Genomic DNA, 20729 nt, shown 5'->3' with positions numbered 1-20729 from the left:
AGCCACATATCATAGAGCTAGAATTAATTATATTAGCTTATATTTTCTATTAGTTATAATAATGTTTTTGTTCAGGCGATCGCTCTATTTGGCATACGCTACATATAGTGTCTTTGCGTAAGTCCTGAAAAAGTGTCGGTGAGTCTTCCTTTTGGCCTGGGGTCTGCTGAGTGGGAGGCAGACCAAACAGAACGTCATGCGGCTTGGTCACTCTATGTTGAGCTGGTGACACGCATTTCGGTACAACCATTAGGGCAAGAGGAGGGCATTTTTAGAGAAGCTTTAGACTCTCTCTATAGTTTATTTGAAACCACTCGTGAAATTTTGAAAGAAGCAGGTCTAGGCGTGGGTGCTTCATGTAATTCAGTGGGTGGTATCGCGATCGCTGTTCTCAACCAAGGACTACGACCTTTTTTAACTAAATGGCATCCTACTTTGGAGGTTTGGGAAACTCAGAGACCCGATGGCGTTAGTTCTAAAGAACATGAGAAGCAGTGGTTAGAAGAGACTGAATTGCGAAAGGAACTAGAGGTTTTGGGAAAGGAGCTAAGTAAGTATGCTCAAGCTCTGGCTCAAGTTGCTGGTGTAGAAAATTGAAAAAAAGGAGTTTATAAATGACTGAACAAAAAGAATTTGATGTTTTTCTTTCTCATAATAGTTCTGATAAAGACAGTATTAGAGTAATAGCGGAAAAGTTGGAAAACGGAGGTATTGTACCTTGGATTGATGAAGGACAATTTAAAGGTGGAGACGATTGGCAAAGAAAACTTTACCAAACTCTGAATAAGACTGAAATGGCTTTCATTTTTCTGGGAATAAGTGGTCTAGGACCTTGGCAAGAGAAAGAAATAAGCTATTTATATGGACTTTATATGAGTAGCGAAAATAAAAGTCCTAAAATTGTTCCTGTAGTTTTACCTGGAGCAAGTCCCAATAATATTCCTGGTTACTTAAAAGACATTCATTTTGTGACTATTGACAATTTAGAGGACGATAGTGAGATTAGCAAACTATTGAAAATATTTAGAGAAACTAAATCAAAACAGTCGTCACAAGGAGCAGAAATAGTAATAGGGGAAATTAAGGGTGAAAAGAGCAATATAGTTGGGCAAATTAAGGGTGACCATATTCAAGTTGGCGATCGCCACGAGACAAAGTAGCCTACACAACTTTTGTAATAGAGTTGTTGGGCAATCCGAATCCAAGACATAAAATTCCTTGAATCTTTTTGTGATGATATAGAAAAAATTAAAGAAATTAGGACTTACGCACCTGCAACGTATTTGCGTCCGAAGCGAACGACAGGGAAGCAATCTCAAACCCTAGTTTTTCCTACCTCATGCGTAAGTCCTGAGAAATTATAGAACTAATTACTAAAGGTTAGTATTAGTATACTGCCTTGGAAAACTTTCGTCAGTTGTTGAATGCCAGTATTAGTGAGAATTTAATTAACAGACACCTCTAAAAATGAGGTTTAAACCTTTGTGAAATCAATACTAAAATCTAATTTATGGAGATGTCTAATACTGTTACAGCTAAAAATGTTGTTGGCAAAATTGAAGGCCAAGACATTCAAGTCGGCGATCGCAACTTTTTTGTTGGAGAAACTCATTTTGACGAGATAAGTTTTGAAGATTTAGAATCCCAGATTCAACAATTACCAGAAATTCAACCAGATTTCCTTGATCAACTGAAAGAACACAGCATGTTAGTTTTAGGGGGTGAACTGGGAGGAATTAATAAAAATGAATTAATCTTGCAGCTTGCTTATCTTGTGACTAAAGATTCCCAAAAAACTGATTCTGACAAAACTAATCCTCAAAAGACTGATATATCTATCAAATTTTGGAGACATAGCTCCAGTCAACAAATTATTGATTTAGAACTAGAACTCCGAAACAGAAAATCTCCTACCATTTTTGTTTTTACTGATATTGAACCTAAAGACATTAATTGTAGCTTACAACATATTTTTTCTGAGGTTATTCCATCACTTGAACATTGGGTTTTATTTAGCACAAATAGAAGTTTTTCTAGTTGGCATTTAAACGATAATGCCCAAATTTTCTTTAATCCCAATCTAAACCCTCAAGAAATTTATGGTCAGAATATTTTAGTCAATGAGCTTGAAAAGAAACTCGGAGAAAATCTCAAATTAGAACTACTAAATAAATATTTAAAAAATGATGCTCAAAAACTTAAATTAATTGCCGAAAAATTAGGTAATTTTGGAAATATTCTCCGGTTTGTCAAACTATTTGATAGAAAAATCCTTGATATAAAAAACAAAAAATCAGAAGAAACACCGACAGATATAAATATTAACTATCTAATTAAAGAGTCCAGAAGTGATGCTTTTATTAGGGATTTATTCCAAAATATTTTGAGCGATCGCCAGAAACTTATGGCATTGGGAATCAGCTTCTTCAACGGTATGTTTGAAGACCAGTTATTTACTGCCTTAGAAAAAGTATTTACAGAAGCTTGGCGGAAACTAGACCCTTCTCTTATGGCTCTTGATTATTCTGATTTAGAAGAACTTATATATAATTATTTCGATTTTCAGGAAAATGATTTATATGAAGGAGTTTCTAATATCTTTAAAGTTGTCGAAACAAAAATTTATAAAACAGAAACAGGAAAAATACTATATCGACAAAGGAATAGATTTTCAAGATTATATTGGAGCTACTGTAGCTGTTACTATTGGTGATGTTATTTACGAGTATCATAGGAATGAAAATCTTTCTGGCGATTTATATGACTGGCTTAAAGAGTTATCAAAAAGTAGGCTACGTTTGGTTCATCTTTACTTTGGTTATAGTACTTTATCTAAGGTAGTACCACTGCATCTAAAACAAACTCGTGCTTTTCTCAAGGATATAGTACAAGACCATAGAGATTGGTTATATAAGAAGTATGGTTTAAGCCTAAATCATGCCGTTGCTATAAGTTTAACCTATGCTTACAACTATCCAGAAAATCGTCAAGAGGTTAAAGACATTCTCGAAACTTGGTATCAAGAAGCAGAGGCAAGATATGAGGTAATAGAAGGCAATGAAGATATAAATACAGAGGAAGATAATTTACTAACAAAGGAAGATGCCTTATTAAGGACTGTTGCATTAACTTACGGACTAATTAAGTACGATGAGAAAATATTTCCCATCTTATTGCAAAATGCGTGTTCACGTTTGAAAGAAATTCTCGACATGGATAAACATATCCTATTACGGGAAGCTGTTATTACTGCGATTTTATTATTAGTAAATAAATATTTAGGAGGGATTGAAGAATGGCTATCAGGTTTAGTATCAAGTTTCAGTAAAAAAGAACAAAAAAGCTTGATTAGAGAACTAAATTAAGTATATATAAAAGAGATTGTTTTGCTAAAAATAGAAGAAAAAAATGAAGTAACTACTGTAGAAAATATAATGTACAAATGGGTAAAAAAAGGAAATGCTACCGCCAAAAAAGTTGCACTACAAACTTTAGTTTCTTTTGCGAAGTTATCGGAGGAAAAGATTAATGAATATACAAAATGAAGCAGATGAAAAAGAAAATTCAAGTTTTCCAACAGCCCCAATTGTAGCATTTATTGCCACTTTCCATAAAAAAGAATATAGGACAATTATTAAGGATTTATTACCTGAAGTTTTAAACCAAAACAAATTATCCCAAGCAGAAATGGATAATGTGTTGAAAAAGTGGGAAAACGTTGAGCTAGATAGTGATGATGAACTCAATTTCAAAACAATTTCAGAGCTGTTAAAAAATGGAATAAAGCTAAGTCAGCGTCTATGGTGGATAGCTTTGGGAATAGGAATTGCACTTACTGCCATAGGATTTATATTCTACAATATATCAAAAAATATTCCTAATTCTGAAGACAAATCTTCTGATACTCCACCACCACTATTACCAATTTGTGAAACACTCGAAAATTATGTCCCTGTGGCCGAATTTGTCGAACTTCGCGATAATTACTCTCGTAACTTTAATGGTGGTAAGCTGACCGTGAAACTAACTGCAAATGGGACACCTAATGACTGCCTTGGTATCCTCAATCAGGGTCAAAATTCAGGTAAAATTATTAAAGGTAGTAATGTTACCTATGAAGGAAATGTCATTGGCAGTTTTCAAGGTGGTAACGGAATAGAGGATTTAGTAGTTTCTTTTAATCAAAAAGCAACACGGGAAGGAGTACAAGCTGTAGCAAGGAGAGTTGCCTATTCATTAGACACTTCAGAAAATCCTAGCTATGGCGATCGCACCGTAGAGTTTCAGGTTACTGATGGTGATGGTGGAAACAGCTTGAAGAAAGGTCGCCTTACTCCAACTATTCAGGTTGTCAATAAAAACAATCCCATAGCTATAAATTCTCCTAATTCCCAAACAGTCAAAGAAAATACTAACTTACCTATTGGTAGTATAAGCATCAATGCTTCTGATAGTCAGAAAGTAATTGTAACTTTGGGGGTCGAAAACGGCACGCTTTCAGTCAAAGAAAATGTGGCGAATGGTATCAGCACCAATGATATTGCTAATAATCAGACTTCAAAAGTGACTATCAGTGGCACTATTGCTCAAGTCAATACAACTCTGACTAATACTGATGCTGTTATCTACAAGGGAAAGCAAAAATTTAGCGGTGATGACTCTCTGACTATCGCTGTAAGTGAAGACAGAAGCGGAGTAAAAAACAGTGTGATGTGGCCACCAGTTGCTCAAAATTCTCAGCCTGTGAGTAAGAGTATTGATATAAAAGTTGAAGTTGCTAACCCTGCTCCAGTTATTAGAGTTCTGAGTTCGCGACTTACTACTAATGAAAACGAAGAATTAGGCATCGGTGGTATTACAGTTAGCGATCATAATAATCAGAACGTTACTCTTACCCTAGAAGTAAGCAGGGGAAATCTAATCCTTAAGACTAATATAGCTGAAGGATTACCCTCTGATAATATTAAAGATAATGAGACACAGAAGGTTACTCTCAACGGTAGTATTGAAAGAATCAATAACACTTTGGCAGGAACGAATAATCTTATCTATGAAAGTAATCAAAACTATAAGGGTCGAGATTTCCTGAGAGTAACTGCTAATGACGGGGAAAAAACTACTACTGGAAGAGTTCGTATTACTGTTAACGATCATCCCGAATTAAATCACCCAGATTTTGTAACAACAAGTAGTGGTCGGAAAATTTCTGAGTCAAAGGCGATCGCTGTTATTGAGTCATGGGTTAATAATAAGCCAAAAGTTTTTGGCAGTCCTTTTAAGCGTATTAATCGTACCATTCTTCGACAGCACGCAACAGGTGACTATTTAGACAGAATAAACGGAACACTTAACTGGTTGATGGACAGTAGGAGTACATACACATATGAAGATGACTCAATTCAAATAGAATCTCAAGGAGTATTTTTTAGTGAAGGGGAGCAAGTAATTATAGAAGCAAGAGTTAGCGAAGATAGAACTCTTCGTACCCAAGGGCAAATCGATTGGTCTCGAACTGGCTATACTACAAGTGTATATCGTTGGACTTTACAGTTTGAAGATAACCGTTGGAAAATAGCTGATTCTAAAGAACTAAATTAATGAAATTTATCCAAAAATTATGGCTTTGGCTGCGCTTTTCCCTACCTATAACCCTAATTACAATAGGGATTATTCTCAATGGCTACGCAGCCATGAAATTCATTAATCACAAATTCTTATCTCCATCCCCAATAACTTCTCAAACACCAACTCCTTCTCTCACACCTTCAATAACCAAACCACCTATTACCTCAGCACAAACCACACCATTTACTCAACCCAAACCTAAAAATATTCGGTAGTGCATCAAGAAAGTGTGGGAATGGTAATATAATCGTTGTCCTTAAATACTTTCTATTATCATGGAATGTCCTCTATGTGGCCATCAGAAAACTCATAAACATGGAAAGACCAGTAAAGGAAGTCAACGATATTATTGTCCTGAATGCCTACAAACTTTCACCGATACTTTTGACACTCTCTACTATCGTAGAAAAATTCAACCTGAACAAATGCGCATGGTTCTACAGGCTCACGTTGAGGGCAGTAGTTTAAGAGGGATTAGTCGAACAGTGAATTTGGCCTATAATACGGTAGTTAGTTTGGTGAGAGCTGCCTCTGAAAAAGGACAAATGATTCATAATGCTCATGTCCAGAATATCAATACCTCACAAATCAGCAGTGATGAATTTTGGTCATTCGTCCAAAAAAACAAAAACAGTGCCAGTATCAGGAATTGATAGAAGGGGATTGTTGGGTTGGCATGACCCAAGCTTCATCCAGTGGATTAATTCTGAGTGCTAGAGTAGGTAAACATACTGACCAGTTCATTGAGGAATTGATCGTCAACACAGAAGGGAAAACTAGCTGTAGAAAATGGCATACTGATGATTGGGGAGGGTATGAACGAGTCTTCCCCCCAGAAGTAGAACACATTATTGGTAAAGACCATACACAGCAATTGGAACGCACAAATGGAATTATCAGACAGCAGATCGGTCGATGGCATCGCACCCCAGAATAAATTTGGCAAGCTCTGGCAACAAACTGAGGTAACAGTAAGGTTGGCGATCGCCTACTTTAATTGGATTTGGGTTCATAGTCGCAAAGAAAATACTGCTGCGCAAAGAGCTGAGTTAGCGATCGCTCCTTGGAGTTGGAACGACTTAATTACTTATCCCACACTTTACTGACGCACTACCGAAATACCCAATTTTTCAGGGGTGAAAACACTTCATAATTATTTACAAACAACCTCTTATTTCACAATAAAGCCAAACGCTGATTAGACGAATAACCAGAAAAAATCCGTGCTATTTGCGATCGCTCGATATCAAGATGCTGCTCTAAAACACTAGAAATCACATTCCGGAAGTCCGTTTTCACCGCTAAATCCCGTTTCTCAAACAATTCTGACTCATCCAAACCAGGCCATTGTCCGTAAACCTGACCGCCACGCACGCCACCACCTAAAACCCACATTACGTTACCATGACCATGATCGGTGCCACCATTACCATTTTCTTTCACCGTGCGACCAAATTCTGACATTACTAAAATCACAGTATCTGAGTAAAGCGGACCCAACTCCTGAACTAGAGTAACTAAACCTTCCCCCAGAGGTTTCAATCTTCTTGCTAAAGCACCTTCACTGCTTCCTTGGTTAATATGAGTATCCCAATTACCCAGAGCGAGAAACCCTAACTGTGTTTTGGAATCACCAACCATAATTTGAGCTAAATTTTTGGCATCAGCAGCAAAACCTTGTGGAGGTGGTGCTCCCGCTGAAGCTGCTTCCATTTCTTCCTGTAAGTCAGCTAGTAGTAAATCTCTTGCTTGGCGGCCTTCTTGGTACACTCTACTAAGTTCGTCATTGCTGCTATAAAGGCGATCGAATGCTTCATAAATTTTGGGGCGGTCTATGGGTAAACTACGGGTTGATTTTCTCCCCGTGGGAAGACTAGCAACTGGCATTGCACCCATGAGAATGCGAGGTGGTGTATCTCCTAAATTTACAGCTTGAGTAGGTTGATCTTTTGGGAGATTTGCTAACAAACGATTCATCCATCCATCGGGTATTTTTTTATTACCAGGAATACCTGTTTCCATATAATATTGAGCATCAAAATGGGAGCGAGTGTCGTTGTTTAAACCGCAGGCGTGAACAAATGCTAAACTGCGGTTTTGCCAGAGGGGTATGATACTTGCTAGAGCGGGATGTAAGCCAAATTTGCCGTCTAAGTCGATCGCTCCTTCTGGTTCTCCTGGAGCAGGAATTGCTATTTTTGGTCGTGCATCGTAATAATTGTATTCCTGATGAGGAATAACTACATTTAATCCATCGACTCCACCTCGGAGAAAAATAACTATTAATCGTTTACGGTTGTTGGTTTGAGCTAATGCTTTTGCTACCCAACCATGACTACCAACAGATATTATTCCTGAAGCTGATAGTAAGCTAGCAAATTGTAAAAAATTACGTCTTTTCATATTATATCAAATCCGGTTAAACAGTTTTAGAATGGTTAAGTCTTTAGGAGTCAACCCACCCCTCGCCCCTCCCCCTCCCAGGAGGGGAACTCCGGAGGATCGAGTCAGGAGTAGAAAGAATTACTTTGATGAGCATAGTTATGGCGATTGGAAAATTTTTTTATGTCCAATAAAACTGATTTGATATTACCTCTAATATTAAATCCAGTTGAATACTTATTATACCAATTCCCGAAAGTAATGCTATACTTCAGTTCTACTTCAACAGTCAAATATTTACCAAGATTCAAAGTCTTTTTTTGACAATTATTAGTCGGTTAGTATAGATTTTTCCTACTTTCAACCCTCCCCCACCTCCCACACTTCCCACACTTCCCCACCCAATCATACATAGCATTCTTGCGTGAGAAATGGTATTATATAGCTGGGAGTAGAGGTTGGTCCTCACCCTGCAATACTTCTAAAACTTATGGGAAGGGATAGATTTCCTACTCCCTACTTTTAGAAGAGATGTCTAATATCATGTCTGGATAAGAGCGCGATAGAACTCCGTGAGCTTTACGCTACCAAAAAACTTTATCCTTCTACTCAGGGTTTCTTATTCTTTCTTTCCTCCTGACTCCTGACTCCTGACTCCTGACTCCTCAAGAATTAAGATTCATATCATACACTAATTTACCAACCCTATTTATTTGTACATCATTTCTGGACTACCTAACATTAAAGCTGCTTGTAAATCATTTGGGCTATTTTTGATTATTGCTTGAGTTTGAGCAGAAAAATTATTTCCTAAAGTTGCAGAAAGTTGCTGACGATCTATAGGTCTAGGTTTTCCTTCGTTTAACTGACCACGGGAGATATTTGTGGCAAAGCTAATTCGACGCATCATTGCATCAGGATTTAACCATGCTTCTTTAGTATTTTTATAACCATCAGGGGTGGCACAAGCATAAATATGCATTCCTAATTGGTATAACATTCCAGCAATTTGGTTCCATTTAAATTTATTAGTTCCTGTTGCTCTAGCTGCAGAAATAATATATTGATAGGGAGTTTTAAATTTGCGGTCGTAGTAGTTTTCATTCCAGAATTCACTACTGTTGAACAAGGTTTCTAAAACAGAACGAATGTTACCATTAGTTGCTTGAAATCTTTGAGCTAATTGATTCACTAGACTTCCCGGAGGCCGATCTGCAACAAAATATTGAGCTAATTTATAGCTAATAAAACGGGCAGTAGATGGATGTTTTGCGAGAATATCTAAGGCTTTTTCTCCCTCTTCTATTCCACCTCCTTTGATGGGTACTCCTAAGAATATTTTATCGCTATTATCATGGCGTTCTGGAAAAAATTTAAACCCACTCCCATCCCCACCGCGACGTTGTATTCCCCACCCAGTAAAAATTTTTGCTAAGGTTACTATGTCTTGTTGTGTATAACCTCCATCTACTCCGAGAGTATGAAGTTCCATGAGTTCGCGGGCATAATTTTCATTTAAACCTTTAAATGTGTTATTAGCACCTTTACTTCCAGGTGCAGTATTTCGCCAATTATCTAAATAGAATAACATGGCTGGATGATGAGCTGTTGCTCCTAATAAAGTCCGAAAGTTACCAAGTGCATAAGGTCTAATTGCATCTCTTTCATAGGTACCTATCCAGACGCGAATTGGTCTTCCTCTAGTCACAGAAACATTGAAGTGATTGAACCAAAAATTAATCATTACTTCTTGGAGTTGTCTATTACTCGATATTGCTCTGAGGAAGTTTGCTTTTCTGGCTTCATTCAGAATTTTTCTCATCCGATTAATTCTTGCTTGTTTCTGTTTTTGAGTTTGTTTTTTTTGTTTTCTGGGAGGTAGGGGGCCGTACTTATTATAGAGTTCAACTGGGTTTAAATCTAAGGTTGTTAATGTTGACAGTTGATTGGTTAATTGTTGAGGTTCTCTAATGCTTTCTGGTTGCAGTTGAAACTGAATATAACTGTTAATTCCCATTGATTTAACTCGTTCTATATCTCCTGGTCTAGGACCAAAACTTAGACGATTCAAAACATGGATAGTTTGGGCATTAATAGATTGACTATCAGCATAGCTAGGATTTGGTAATCCTAACCAGATAATTAAGCCTAATAGCAGAGATATAATCCAGTACCTAGAGGCTTTTTTCATGAGACTTCTTGTAGAAGTCAGGGAATAGCGGTGCGACCCCGCGTCGGCGACAGACGCAAGGGAATGCGCACCAAGAGAGGGAATAGGGAATAGGGAATAGGGGGATGAAATTGTTGATTTCATAAGTCAGGGAATAGGAAATAGGGAATAAGAAATAGGAAATAGTAGGAAAAACATTTCCCTGTCTAAAGATTATTATCAGTCTATTTCCGTGCCCTATCTGTATATTGTTTTATATATATTTGTATGGGAGTCTTATTCTGAAAGTTTTTGATTTTAGTAAACGTTATTTACAGCAACATAATATATCAATAATCATAACTTAAATATTTTAATTTTACCACTACAAAATTTCTCTGTAAAAATCGGGAATTACCTTATCTTCTTTAAGTACCTAAACTTGATTTGGGTGCATCTCAATATTTGCAAAAAAATTTTTTTCTTATTCTCTGTTCCCTGTTCCCTGTTCCCTGTTCCCTGTTCCCTGTTCCCTGTTCCCTAAAAGCTATAAATTTTTGGCTTTATTCAAAATTGAGATGTACCCCTTAATTTTGACTGAAATTAAGGAACTTTCCAAATATTAATCTTCCGGTCCCAACCACCGCTAATTATTGTTTGACCATCAGGACTAATTGCTACTGTACTAATATAACTGGTGTGTCCGTTTAAACTACCTTTTAATTTACCTGTACTCAATTCCCAAAACTTGATAGTTTTATCCCAACTACTACTAATTAAAGTTTTACCATTAGGAGTAATAACGATTGACCATACTCCATCTATATGTTCTTTTAAACTATGAATTAATTCATCTGTCTGCAAGTTCCAAATGTTAATCGTGCCATCACTACTACTACTAGCTAATATCTGACTATCAGGACTAAAAACTACAGACAAAATTGATACAGAATTAGTATTTATATTACGAATTAGTTGACCTGTTTGTAGGTTCCATAATTTAATTTGATTATCTTTACTACCACTAGCTAGAAATTGACCGTCAGGACTAATAGCGATCGCATTGATTATCTCAGAATGTCCTTCTAGGGTTCGGAGCAACTCTCCAGTACTTAAATTCCAAATTTTAATAGTTCTATCCCAACTCCCACTTACCAACATTTCACCATCAGGAGCGATCGCTACTCCATCTACCACATCGTTATGTCCAGTGAGAGTCTGCACCAGAGTAATATCAGTGACATTTTTATTTTTGGGTAGTTTCCAAATTTTGATAGTTTTGTCATCACTACCACTGATAACTAACTCTTCATTGGGAGTTACTGCCACTGAATTTATTGATTCTGCGTGCGCTTTCCAAGTAGCTATGACTTCGCCATTCTGAATATCCCTGACTGAAATCATCCCGTTACTACTACCACTGATAATATGGGAATTTAAAGCAACTACAGAATTAACTATTCCACCTACTTCATTAGAAATTGCCTTTGCCAAAGTAAAATTTACAGCAGTTTCGCTTCCATTTTCCTGTTTAGAGATATTTGTAGAAACAGGGTTTGTTACTTCTGTTGGAGTAGTTGTAGTTTTAGCAGTCTGAGGTTGTTGAGAAATGGTTGGCAACGAAACCTGTTGTCGCCACTGCAAAAAAGTATTAATTTCTATTCCTCCAGAAACGATCGCATCAGAGTGTTCTTGCAACTTGACAATACCGTTAATAGCGACTAGATGACCTTCTGTATCTAGCACTGGTCCGCCACTCATCCCTGCTCTGACTAAATTATCATAAAGTAAACTATAACCACCGATAGGTTGCTGACGCCCTTTGACTATCCCTGGTGTACTCAGAAAAATTCGTTGTTGGAGGTTACTCCCAGAACGTGGCCATCCCCCCACAAAAACTGCTTTTCCCTGAACTAACTGAGTTGGGTCGCCTGTTTCGGCAACGGGGTAATTTTGAGAACTGGTAAATGGCACAACCGCTAAATCTACGTTTGGTACTTGTTTAATGAGACTATAGTAAACTGGATGCATTTCTCCATCGGGTGTGCGTACTTGGTAATCTCCTACTTTATTGACAACGTGCCAGTTGGTGAGTACATAATATGTATCTCCTTGTTTTTCGACAACTACTCCTGAACCTCCTCTGTTTGGTCCATCAATTCTAACTGTAATTTCTCCTGCTATTTTGTTGATTTCTGATTCTGTTAAGCTAAGAGCAACTTCTGATGCTATTAGTGGCATTAGGGTAGTGATACTAATAATTAAGTTTCTGATATTAATAGTCTTTAGAGGTAAAATACTAATAATAATTATGGTGATGATTCTCTGGAAATTCATTTTTTTATTTGTCAGCAACAGTTTTTTGATTCAGATGTTTAATCAAATACTTTACTTCCCAACCGAAGCAGATATTTTACGCCTAATTATGAATATTATTTACAGAACCCATTTGATATCTATTTAAAAAGAGATGGGAAGATGGGAATCTGGGGAGTTGGGGAGTATTTTTCAACCTTTTTGGCGTTGGTAAATTACAGGATGAAATTTGTAGGGGCAATCCCCCAATGATTAACCGGGGTAGATTACAGAGCGCTACGCCAAAATATAAATCATCCCATCAATTACCAACGCCACCTTTTTCCCTTATGCCTTCCCTCTAACTCTTGACTCCTGACCCATGACTCCTGACTCCTGACAAAAAACTCAATCGCCGACAAAGATACGATCAGGGGTTCTATAGACATTAGAGTTGTCGCTAAATAAAGGAAAAAAATCACTCTAACCTAGACAGAGCAATAATTCCCAGCATTTTTACCATCCAATAGCTACAATCCTTACAGAACAAGGTTTTTGGGATTTTTTTTAAGTTATAAAGCGACAAGTCTATTATATCATGTATCTATAGTAATAGACATCTCCAGAAAAGAGGGAGTAGGCAGCTTTGCTGTAGGCATTAGGGAACCTACCCCTCGCCCCTCCCCCTCCCAGGAGGGGAAATAATTGATATATCTAGTGTGAGAATTGATTTTATTTTTGATTTTTACCAGATGTCTAATAGACAGGTAGGTTAGGACATAGAGTGATGATCAAACTCAGACAGGGAAATGTGGCGTTGCTGAAGCGCGTATATGATTTAATTTTAATTACTTAGGAGTCAGGAGGACTGAGTCAGAAGTCAGGAGAAAGAAAGTGCTTTTCGGTCAATTAAGTAAAGACAATATCTAATTTTGCCATCTTTGAATGACTCTTAATTTACCTAAATTACTTATTTCATACCTCAAATCACCAACGCCGGAAATGTTTTTCCCACTGTTCCCAGATCCTGTCTTCCCTTACACCGAGTGCGCATTCCCTCTCTTGTCGGCATTCCCATGGCGTTTGCGCTTCGCACAACTACATTTTATATGTTGCGGAGCAAAACGCCTGGTTCCGACCGCTTGCGTCTGTCGCACCCTGCGGGGTTACACCCCTGTTCCCTGCTATATATCTAACCTCCACCATTTATCATTTTCTTTGTGGGTTTAATACCCCACCGTCAACGGGGGTGTTCAAAATTACTTGTCGAAGACTATCCCCATGTAATTTTCCTCCTGTCTCCTGTCTCCTGTCTCCTGTCTCCTTCTTCAATGTTCCTTCAAGCATTTTCTTGTTTTTTCAAATTTAAAATCTAGATGCAGTTAGTTAATTACTAATAGTTCAATAGCAATTTTTGTGTACCATAAATTTGGTGGCGCAGTATTACATTCGTCAATCCAAACTAAGGCAAAAATGGTATATATAACTTAAATAGAAGTATCATCAAAGTTCATTTTATTAGGCTCAATCAAAATATTACTAAACTATTGGACTAATAACAGCAATCAAATAGTTTTCAGACCTTTACTATTTGCCAAAAAAATGCTATATCCTCTTATCCCCAAAGCTACTAATTTAATATTGTAGCCTATAGAAAACATGGATTATAATAAATTAAGCTGATTTTGTTTAAGTGGCTTTTATATGGTGGAGCGAAAACATATCGAGTATCAAAAAATACAAAAATCTAGCAAAGAACTAAATTTGCTAATTGTAGAAGATGTGATGGAAGATTTAGCGCTCATAGTCAACACCTTAAAGTCTAATGGTGTAAAATTTACCTATAATGTTGCAGGCAGTAAACTAAATTACCAAAGATTACTTAAAGATAATGTATATGATGCAATATTGTCAGATTACTATTTAGCCGATTTTGATATCTTCGAGCTACTCACATTACTACAAAAATTAGGACAAGAAGTTCCTGTTATTTTAATCACAGATTGTTTACAGGAAGAAGAAGCTTTTGAATGTTTAAAAGCAGGGGTTGATAATTATATTTTTAAAGATAAATTATTAAGTTTATCAATTATTTTAGAGCGAGCTATCGCTGAATTTAGAACGAAAAAAGAACAGCAACGTGCCATTATCAAATTACAACAACAAGCTCAACAAGAAGCAATTATTAATCGCATTGTTCAAGGAATGCGTAAGACTTTATTACTGGATGAAGTCATGCAAAATACTGTTGAGCAGTTACATGAGGTTTTGCAAGTTAGTCATTGTATAATTGTCAGGCTAGACTATCAGAAAAACATTAATCTTTGTCACTTCAATAACACGACAGTTGAATGTGAGAATCAAGTTAGTTTTTGTTACGATGTTCATCAATATTATTCAGAATTACTCGCTAGAGGAGAACAAGTAAAAATTAGTAAATTCGATACAACTATAGACTCAGAAGTTAAAAATCTTATTGACGAGTTTCAAGTGATTTCAGTCTTGATTACACCGCTGTTATATCAGGATACTTACCAAGGTGGGATTATTCTAGGCCAGTGCGATCAAAAAAGAGAATGGACAGAAGATGAACTATCTCTATTGAAATCAATTGCTGACCATTGCGCCATTGCCATTCATCAAGCTGAACTATATCAACAAGCACAAATAGAAATCGCTGAACGCAAGCAAGTAGAGGAGCATCTACGCAAAAGTCAAGAACGTTATGCTCTTGCCATTGAAGCAAGTCATGTGGGAATTTGGGAATGGGAATTACAAACGAATGCAATTTACGTCGATCCTATATTGAAAGCAATGCTTGGTTATGAAGATTGGGAAGTTAGAAACATAATGGATGATTGGCATCAATTGGTGCATCCAGAAGATCGAGAACAGGTAATGGCAGCAAAAAATGCTCACTTAGCAGGACTGACACCAAAATACGAAATCGAACATAGGATGCAACATAAAGATGGCAGTTACCGATGGTTTTTTTGTTGCGGAGTTGTTATTCAAAATGAAAAAGGAATAACGAACAAAATGATGGGAACAAATACAGACATTACACAATATAAGCACGCAGAAGAAACTGTTATTGCCAGTCAACAGCAGCTTGTAGCGATGATGACGCTGATCCGTAACATCACAGAATGCAAACAAGCACAACAAGCTTTGCGAAATAATGAAGTGAGGTTTCGTGCCCTAATTGAAAATGCTAACGATTTGATTTTGATTATTGATGCTGAGGGAATCTCTCGTTATATTAGTCCATCACTAATAAGAGTTTTGGGATATATACCAGAAAAAACTGTTGGTCAGGGTATCTTCGATCTAATTCATATAGACGATTTATCACTCATCACTCATACTTTTAACAAAGCAATTGAAAATCCTGGTATTAGTCAACCACCTATTGAGTATCGAGTTAAGCATAGTAATGGTTATTGGTGCTTTTTTGAAGGTGTTGTCACTAACCTTTTACACGACCCAGCGGTGGAAGGTATTATTGTTAATAGTCACGATATTACTCAACGTAAGCGAATTGAAGAACAATTAAAACATGATGCACTACACGATCCACTCACCCATCTCCCTAATCGTACTCTGTTTATGGATCGTTTGGAGCAAACAATTAAATATGCGGAACGCCGAAACAATTTTTCCTTTGCCGTCCTATTTATAGATATTGACCGATTTAAAGTTATTAATGATAGTTTTGGTCATAGCATGGGAAATCAACTGATTATCGCGATCGCCGAACTACTAAAAGCATTGCTTTCTGGTGGAGATACAGTTGCTCGTCTTGGTGCAGATGAGTTTGTAATTTTGCTAGAATATATTTCAGGAATTAGTGATGCTACCTGTATTGCTAATCGCATTCACAAACAACTAACTTCACCAATTATTTTAGAAGGAAATGAAGTATTTATTACTGCTAGTATTGGTATTGCTCTCAACTCCACAAATATTGGGTCAGCAGAAAAGATTTTACGAGATGCAGAAATAGCTATGCAATCTGCCAAAAATATGGGCAGAGGGTGTTATCAAATTTTTTGTACCTCTATGCACACTCAAATTCTCAAACGTTTAAAGTTGGAGAACAATTTACAAAGCGCTCTCAAAAACGATCTATCTCAATTTGTGCTTAACTATCAACCTATTGTGTCCCTCAGCACAAACAATATTACTGGTTTTGAAGCTCTAGTACGTTGGCAACATCCACAATTAGGCTTAATTTATCCTGCTGAATTTATTCCTGTTGCTGAGGAAACAGGGTTAATAATACATCTTGGTTTGTGGGTATTGAGAGAAGCTTGTCGGCAGTTACGTCAATGGCAAAATGAATTTCCCAATAATTATCTTTTAAAAATGAGTGTTAATCTGTCTGTGAAACAGTTTGCTCAAGCAGATTTAATTGAACAAATTGACCAAATTCTCTTAGAAACTCAGCTTGATGGTAGTAATTTAAAATTGGAAATTACTGAAAGTGCTTTAATAGAAAATTATGAGTTTGTTACAGAAAAAATGTCTCAGTTAAGAGGGCGGAATATTGAGTTATGTATTGATGATTTTGGTACAGGATATTCTTCTTTAAGTTATTTACACCGTTTCCCGATGAGTACTTTGAAAATCGATCGTTCTTTTGTGAATAGAATAGGTGTTGCTAATATGATCAGTGAGGGTTCAATTGATCCTACGGAAATTATCCGTTCAATTATTACTTTATCTCACAATTTAGGTATAAATGTTGTAGCTGAAGGAGTAGAAACTACAGAACAAGTTCTTCAACTACAAGCGTTAAAATGTGAATATGGTCAGGGTTATTTATTTTCTAAGCCCCTAGATATAGCTAAAGCAACAAGTTTAATTTCTACAATCAACTATGCGGAAAAATAGTTAGGCTATTTCTTAGGAGTCAGGAGGACCGAGTCAGGAGACAGGAGACAACCCACCCCTCGCCCCTCCCCCTCCCAGGAGGGGAAGACAGGAGAAAAGGGAATGAGCGAGGAGGTAGGAGTAAGAATTGTCCTTTGATTTTTCTGCCCAACTATGAGCCTAAAATACTAGCTTTTTGAGCATGAAGAGCTGAAAACCAGGCACTTTTTTCGACTCCAAAAAGGCTAAAACCTTTATCTGTAAGTACTTTTATATTTAATCAGCAAGCCCTAGTTAAATTATCATGCTCTGTTATACCAAATATCAAAAGTATTGCTACATCTCCTTGAGAATAGGGAGTTCATTAATTGATAATGGATAATGGATAATGGATAATTGATAATTAGGGTTTGCTGAAAAAGTCTTTTTTTCAGAGCAGAAGCCAGAATTTCCTACGGAATGCTGCGCAAACAGAATCCAGAATCCAGGAGGAATGATAATCATAGAAGAGGTAGCCAGAAGAATCTTCCCAAGATTGTTCTACCCCACATTCCGCACTTCAATATCGTCCGGGGCGGAGTCTAGGTTACCCTGGACTGTGCTTTCGGCTTCTTTATAGTCCTGGATGGCCTGGTTAAGATTAGCGCGGGTTTCTGTATCCACCTCCTGGTTATCTGCCGCCAGTTTCTCTTTGAGAATTTCCTCAAGACGCTCTTGACCCTCGTAACGCAGTTTCGGATCGACTCCGCCCAGTTCGTATAAGGCCATCAAGAGGGCATAAAGGGTGCGCTGGAGGATGCTCGCGTTTTCGGGCAGGAGTACCTTTGCTTTTTCTATACTACGCTCGATATCGTCCCACCAACGTTCTATCTTGTTCAAATCTGGCGAGTCAGGTGGTAAATACCAGATTTCACACTCTTGCTTAGCCACTAATTCTTCAATATCAACTGATTTATGAAACGTTGCGTTATCCAGTATGATCACTTGCCCTGGTTGTAATTTTGGTAGTAAACAATTTTCCCACCAGCTCTCATGCCATACATGATTACAACTTCCTACAAATGTTAAAGGAGCAAACTTTTTTTCTTGATTTATAGCTGCAATCCAACTTACTCTCTCAGTTCTTTTTCCTGATTTCATACCTGGTACTCTTTTTCCTTTAACTCCATAACCATAAGTATAATCTTCCCTATTATCTATTCCAGCTTCATCTACATAAACAATATCTTTCTTGTCCATTTGATTTAGTTTAAAGATAAATTCTTCTGTTTCTAGTTCGTCTGTTTCTTGATCACCATATGTTTTTTTTGTATCCGCTCAGTAAATTGGGGTAAGAAGAAGAAAAAGTACAGCTAGTGTTGTAGAATATGATTTATGAGGCAAAAACTATCATCAGATCAATTAGTGGCCACATTACTGCAATCAATTGACCCAGGTTTGATTGCAGATTAAGGAGTACGTCAAACAGGATCCCCTCAATAATTGGGGGTAGGGAATGATTCCGCTGACCATGACCAACCGAAGGAATCAACAGAAGCTTCAGAACGAATAATAGTTGCCAGAGGGAGAATTATTCCTGCCTGGGAAATGCGATCGCTGATATACTCAAAAAAGCTGATACCCAACTTACGAGTAGTATCAACAAGGGACATAAAAATATCCCAAGCTTTTGTACCAAGAAATATCTGGGTAGCATAACTAATCTTACGTCGCAGCACCATTGTCCTAGCTGCTAACTCGGCAGGATTGTTGTGCAAAGGCAATTCTGGATGCTTCAAAACCAGAAGCAACTCCTCTTGTTTTGCGATGGTTAATCTTTTTCGTTCATCCAAGTGTTCGTAACCAGTTTTTTCTCTAAACAGCGTCCCAAATTCTGACCTGAGTTGGTCAGCTTGCTCTTGACTGGGGGAATCTCTATAAGCTAATAATTTTCGGTACAATTTCCAAAATCTGTCGAGAAAGTTATCTAAAATCTTTTGGTGGTAGGCGATAAATGGACTTAACTTTTTATAATGCCTTCCTTCGTGGACCCAACATAAAGCTAATTCATCAGTCAATAACTTGAACTGTGGAGCATCATCACTTATGAGGGTTTTGATTACTGGAATTGTTGATTGCTGATGGTAAAAAGCAATTGCTGCTGCTTCCTGTATACAAGTACGGGATTGAGAATTTAAATTAACCAGATGCTCATCAAGTAACCTATTCAACTCAATTTCTGTGAAGGCTGTTTCCTGAGGTAATAATTTCAGTCGATGCTCCCATTTGTTAGGCAGATTTAATACCTCAAGTAAATCGTATGTTATCGAGTTGAGGACAAACTCCAGTTCCGTTGTGTTTTGTAAAACTTTTAATACGCTTAAGCGGTCTTTGTTTGGTATCGTTATATAGACTGTATATCAAGGGTTACAGATGATATTTGTTGTCTGGTTGACTCCACCAACACGGGCTCCTGTTTGGTCGAAGTGCTGCCAAGGACTACTGGCTAAACCTTCACTATATACTTCGTTATACTCTACTTCAAAACCTGATTGGTTTTTGATTAATAAATTTGATAGGTATCCTGCTGACATTGAGATACCAATATCTGATAAAAATTCTAGGAGTTTTCCTTGGGTCATGTTTCCTCCATAGTACAGGCTCATGACCAATGCTTTGATTCCTGGACCAAATTCTCCTTCATAACCTTTTGGTAAGGGTGCTGTTGCGGTTTTACCTAATGACGGAGAATAATATTTTTCCTTGCGAAACAATACGTTATCTGTTGTTAGTAAAATGTCTTGAACAATTACCTCTTCATAACCTTTAAATTCTGCATCTGCTGGTAGCTTCTGCCGATCATAGAATACTATTTCTTCTCGGTCTACTTTTATTGTTTCGTTTTTACTGGTTTTACTATGTTCTTTTGGAGTTTTTCGTTCTTTCTCTGACGAGTGGTTTTTCTGAAATTTTCTCTTTTTACTAGCTTTAATGTCTGGTTTGCCAATTTCACCTTTGAGACGGTTATTTTCATCTAATTGTTTGACTTTTGAGTTGAGTTGCTCTACCAGATTCAGTAATATTTCTACTGTTTGACGTACTCCTTCATCTGCAATCAAACCCGGGTCAATTGATTGCAGTAATGTGGCCACTAATTTCTCTGATGATAGTTTTTGCCTCATAAGTCATATTCTACAACACTAGCTGTACTTTTTCTTCTTCTTACCCCAATTTACTGAGCGGATACGGTACTTCCACCAAATGGCAGCATCGTGGTTTCTGGCAACTTCTTCACGCTCAAGTTCGCCAAAAATTAAGAACACAACTAGACAGGGATCAAGACTCCACCGTTGCGAACGCTGATTCCTATGGCAGTCAAAACAACAGAAAAAAGGGAGCTGTCTACGGCGCGCGATGGTGGTAA

Annotated in this window: 16 protein-coding genes and 2 pseudogenes; 9 read left to right on the top strand and 9 right to left on the bottom strand. The window is 37.2% G+C overall.

From position 1 onward, the window contains the following. The first annotated feature begins 132 nt into the window (after positions 1-132). The 7 genes and pseudogenes from F6K27_RS26425 (at position 133) to F6K27_RS26395 (ending at position 6731) form a co-directional block, all read left to right on the top strand. Positions 133-597: a hypothetical protein gene (locus F6K27_RS26425; RefSeq protein ID WP_287279135.1), complete on the top strand. Its 465-nt coding sequence runs from the start codon at positions 133-135 to the stop codon at positions 595-597. A gap of 17 nt (positions 598-614) precedes the next feature. Beyond that, complete coding sequence (locus tag F6K27_RS26420) at positions 615-1160, top strand: toll/interleukin-1 receptor domain-containing protein (RefSeq protein ID WP_287279134.1); 546 nt, start codon at positions 615-617, stop codon at positions 1158-1160. Between the two features lie 356 nt (positions 1161-1516). Further along, on the top strand, positions 1517-2713 hold the full coding sequence (locus F6K27_RS26415; RefSeq protein ID WP_287279133.1) for a hypothetical protein: 1197 nt from the start codon (positions 1517-1519) through the stop codon (positions 2711-2713). Positions 2714-3386: 673 nt separating this feature from the next. Beyond that, positions 3387-3545 (top strand): hypothetical protein, encoded by a 159-nt coding sequence (locus F6K27_RS26410; RefSeq protein ID WP_287279131.1) that lies wholly within the window; start codon positions 3387-3389, stop codon positions 3543-3545. Then, a complete protein-coding gene (locus F6K27_RS26405) occupies positions 3529-5598 on the top strand; it encodes an ARC6/PARC6 family protein (RefSeq protein WP_287279130.1) in 2070 nt (689 codons plus the stop codon). The genes F6K27_RS26410 and F6K27_RS26405 overlap by 17 nt, the downstream gene beginning before the upstream one ends. Then, positions 5598-5840: a hypothetical protein gene (locus tag F6K27_RS26400; RefSeq protein WP_287279129.1), complete on the top strand. Its 243-nt coding sequence runs from the start codon at positions 5598-5600 to the stop codon at positions 5838-5840. The genes F6K27_RS26405 and F6K27_RS26400 overlap by 1 nt, the downstream gene beginning before the upstream one ends. Before the next feature lie 45 nt (positions 5841-5885). Next, a pseudogene (locus F6K27_RS26395) lies at positions 5886-6731 on the top strand (IS1 family transposase). 70 nt (positions 6732-6801) lie between these two features. Here the strand turns inward: F6K27_RS26395 and F6K27_RS26390 are convergent. Beyond that, positions 6802-8028 (bottom strand): DUF1501 domain-containing protein, encoded by a 1227-nt coding sequence (locus F6K27_RS26390; protein ID WP_287279128.1) that lies wholly within the window; start codon positions 8026-8028, stop codon positions 6802-6804. Positions 8029-8059: 31 nt separating this feature from the next. On the opposite strand from F6K27_RS26390, the gene F6K27_RS26385 reads away from it, so the two are divergent. Then, the gene (locus F6K27_RS26385) at positions 8060-8212 is read left to right on the top strand and encodes a hypothetical protein (protein WP_287284545.1); all 153 of its coding nucleotides are present in this window, start codon (positions 8060-8062) and stop codon (positions 8210-8212) included. 504 nt (positions 8213-8716) lie between these two features. Here the strand turns inward: F6K27_RS26385 and F6K27_RS26380 are convergent. From F6K27_RS26380 to F6K27_RS26365, 4 genes are all read right to left on the bottom strand, one after another. Then, a complete protein-coding gene (locus tag F6K27_RS26380) occupies positions 8717-10198 on the bottom strand; it encodes a DUF1800 domain-containing protein (RefSeq protein WP_287279127.1) in 1482 nt (493 codons plus the stop codon). Positions 10199-10759: 561 nt separating this feature from the next. Further along, positions 10760-12493: a trypsin-like peptidase domain-containing protein gene (locus F6K27_RS26375; RefSeq protein ID WP_287279126.1), complete on the bottom strand. Its 1734-nt coding sequence runs from the start codon at positions 12491-12493 to the stop codon at positions 10760-10762. Between the two features lie 284 nt (positions 12494-12777). Continuing rightward, a complete protein-coding gene (locus tag F6K27_RS26370) occupies positions 12778-12900 on the bottom strand; it encodes a hypothetical protein (protein ID WP_287279125.1) in 123 nt (40 codons plus the stop codon). Positions 12901-13660: 760 nt separating this feature from the next. Then, entirely contained in the window at positions 13661-13798 is a 138-nt protein-coding gene (locus F6K27_RS26365; protein WP_161564423.1) for a hypothetical protein, read from the bottom strand. 357 nt (positions 13799-14155) lie between these two features. Between F6K27_RS26365 and F6K27_RS26360 the strand changes: the two genes are divergently transcribed. Continuing rightward, the gene (locus tag F6K27_RS26360; protein WP_287284542.1) at positions 14156-17347 is read left to right on the top strand and encodes an EAL domain-containing protein; all 3192 of its coding nucleotides are present in this window, start codon (positions 14156-14158) and stop codon (positions 17345-17347) included. Between the two features lie 519 nt (positions 17348-17866). Here F6K27_RS26360 and F6K27_RS26355 read toward each other — a convergent pair. From F6K27_RS26355 to F6K27_RS26340, 4 genes and pseudogenes are all read right to left on the bottom strand, one after another. Further along, positions 17867-18607: pseudogene (locus tag F6K27_RS26355) on the bottom strand (IS630 family transposase); the annotation flags it as partial. Between the two features lie 194 nt (positions 18608-18801). Continuing rightward, the gene (locus F6K27_RS26350) at positions 18802-19536 is read right to left on the bottom strand and encodes a transposase (RefSeq protein WP_287279123.1); all 735 of its coding nucleotides are present in this window, start codon (positions 19534-19536) and stop codon (positions 18802-18804) included. Between the two features lie 189 nt (positions 19537-19725). Beyond that, on the bottom strand, positions 19726-20487 hold the full coding sequence (locus tag F6K27_RS26345; RefSeq protein WP_287279122.1) for a hypothetical protein: 762 nt from the start codon (positions 20485-20487) through the stop codon (positions 19726-19728). Between the two features lie 18 nt (positions 20488-20505). Beyond that, a partial coding sequence (locus F6K27_RS26340) for a hypothetical protein (RefSeq protein ID WP_287279121.1) occupies positions 20506-20729 on the bottom strand: 224 nt, incomplete at its 5' end.

Origin of the sequence: Okeania sp. SIO2F5, assembly GCF_010692685.1 — a bacterium.
Lineage (GTDB): Bacteria > Cyanobacteriota > Cyanobacteriia > Cyanobacteriales > Microcoleaceae > Okeania > Okeania hirsuta.
This window is presented reverse-complemented; position numbering and strand designations above follow the sequence as displayed.

Excerpts from the sequence above, each read along its gene's own strand:
- F6K27_RS26420 (WP_287279134.1), top strand. The coding sequence starts at position 615 with ATGACTGAACAAAAAGAATTTGATGTTTTTCTTTCTCATAATAGTTCT.
- F6K27_RS26415 (WP_287279133.1), top strand. The coding sequence starts at position 1,517 with ATGTCTAATACTGTTACAGCTAAAAATGTTGTTGGCAAAATTGAAGGC.
- F6K27_RS26405 (WP_287279130.1), top strand. The coding sequence starts at position 3,529 with ATGAATATACAAAATGAAGCAGATGAAAAAGAAAATTCAAGTTTTCCA.
- F6K27_RS26400 (WP_287279129.1), top strand. The coding sequence starts at position 5,598 with ATGAAATTTATCCAAAAATTATGGCTTTGGCTGCGCTTTTCCCTACCT.
- F6K27_RS26390 (WP_287279128.1), bottom strand. The coding sequence starts at position 8,028 with ATGAAAAGACGTAATTTTTTACAATTTGCTAGCTTACTATCAGCTTCA.
- F6K27_RS26385 (WP_287284545.1), top strand. The coding sequence starts at position 8,060 with ATGGTTAAGTCTTTAGGAGTCAACCCACCCCTCGCCCCTCCCCCTCCC.
- F6K27_RS26380 (WP_287279127.1), bottom strand. The coding sequence starts at position 10,198 with ATGAAAAAAGCCTCTAGGTACTGGATTATATCTCTGCTATTAGGCTTA.
- F6K27_RS26375 (WP_287279126.1), bottom strand. The coding sequence starts at position 12,493 with ATGAATTTCCAGAGAATCATCACCATAATTATTATTAGTATTTTACCT.
- F6K27_RS26370 (WP_287279125.1), bottom strand. The coding sequence starts at position 12,900 with ATGTCTATAGAACCCCTGATCGTATCTTTGTCGGCGATTGAGTTTTTT.
- F6K27_RS26365 (WP_161564423.1), bottom strand. The coding sequence starts at position 13,798 with ATGCTTGAAGGAACATTGAAGAAGGAGACAGGAGACAGGAGACAGGAG.
- F6K27_RS26360 (WP_287284542.1), top strand. The coding sequence starts at position 14,156 with ATGGTGGAGCGAAAACATATCGAGTATCAAAAAATACAAAAATCTAGC.
- F6K27_RS26345 (WP_287279122.1), bottom strand. The coding sequence starts at position 20,487 with ATGAGGCAAAAACTATCATCAGAGAAATTAGTGGCCACATTACTGCAA.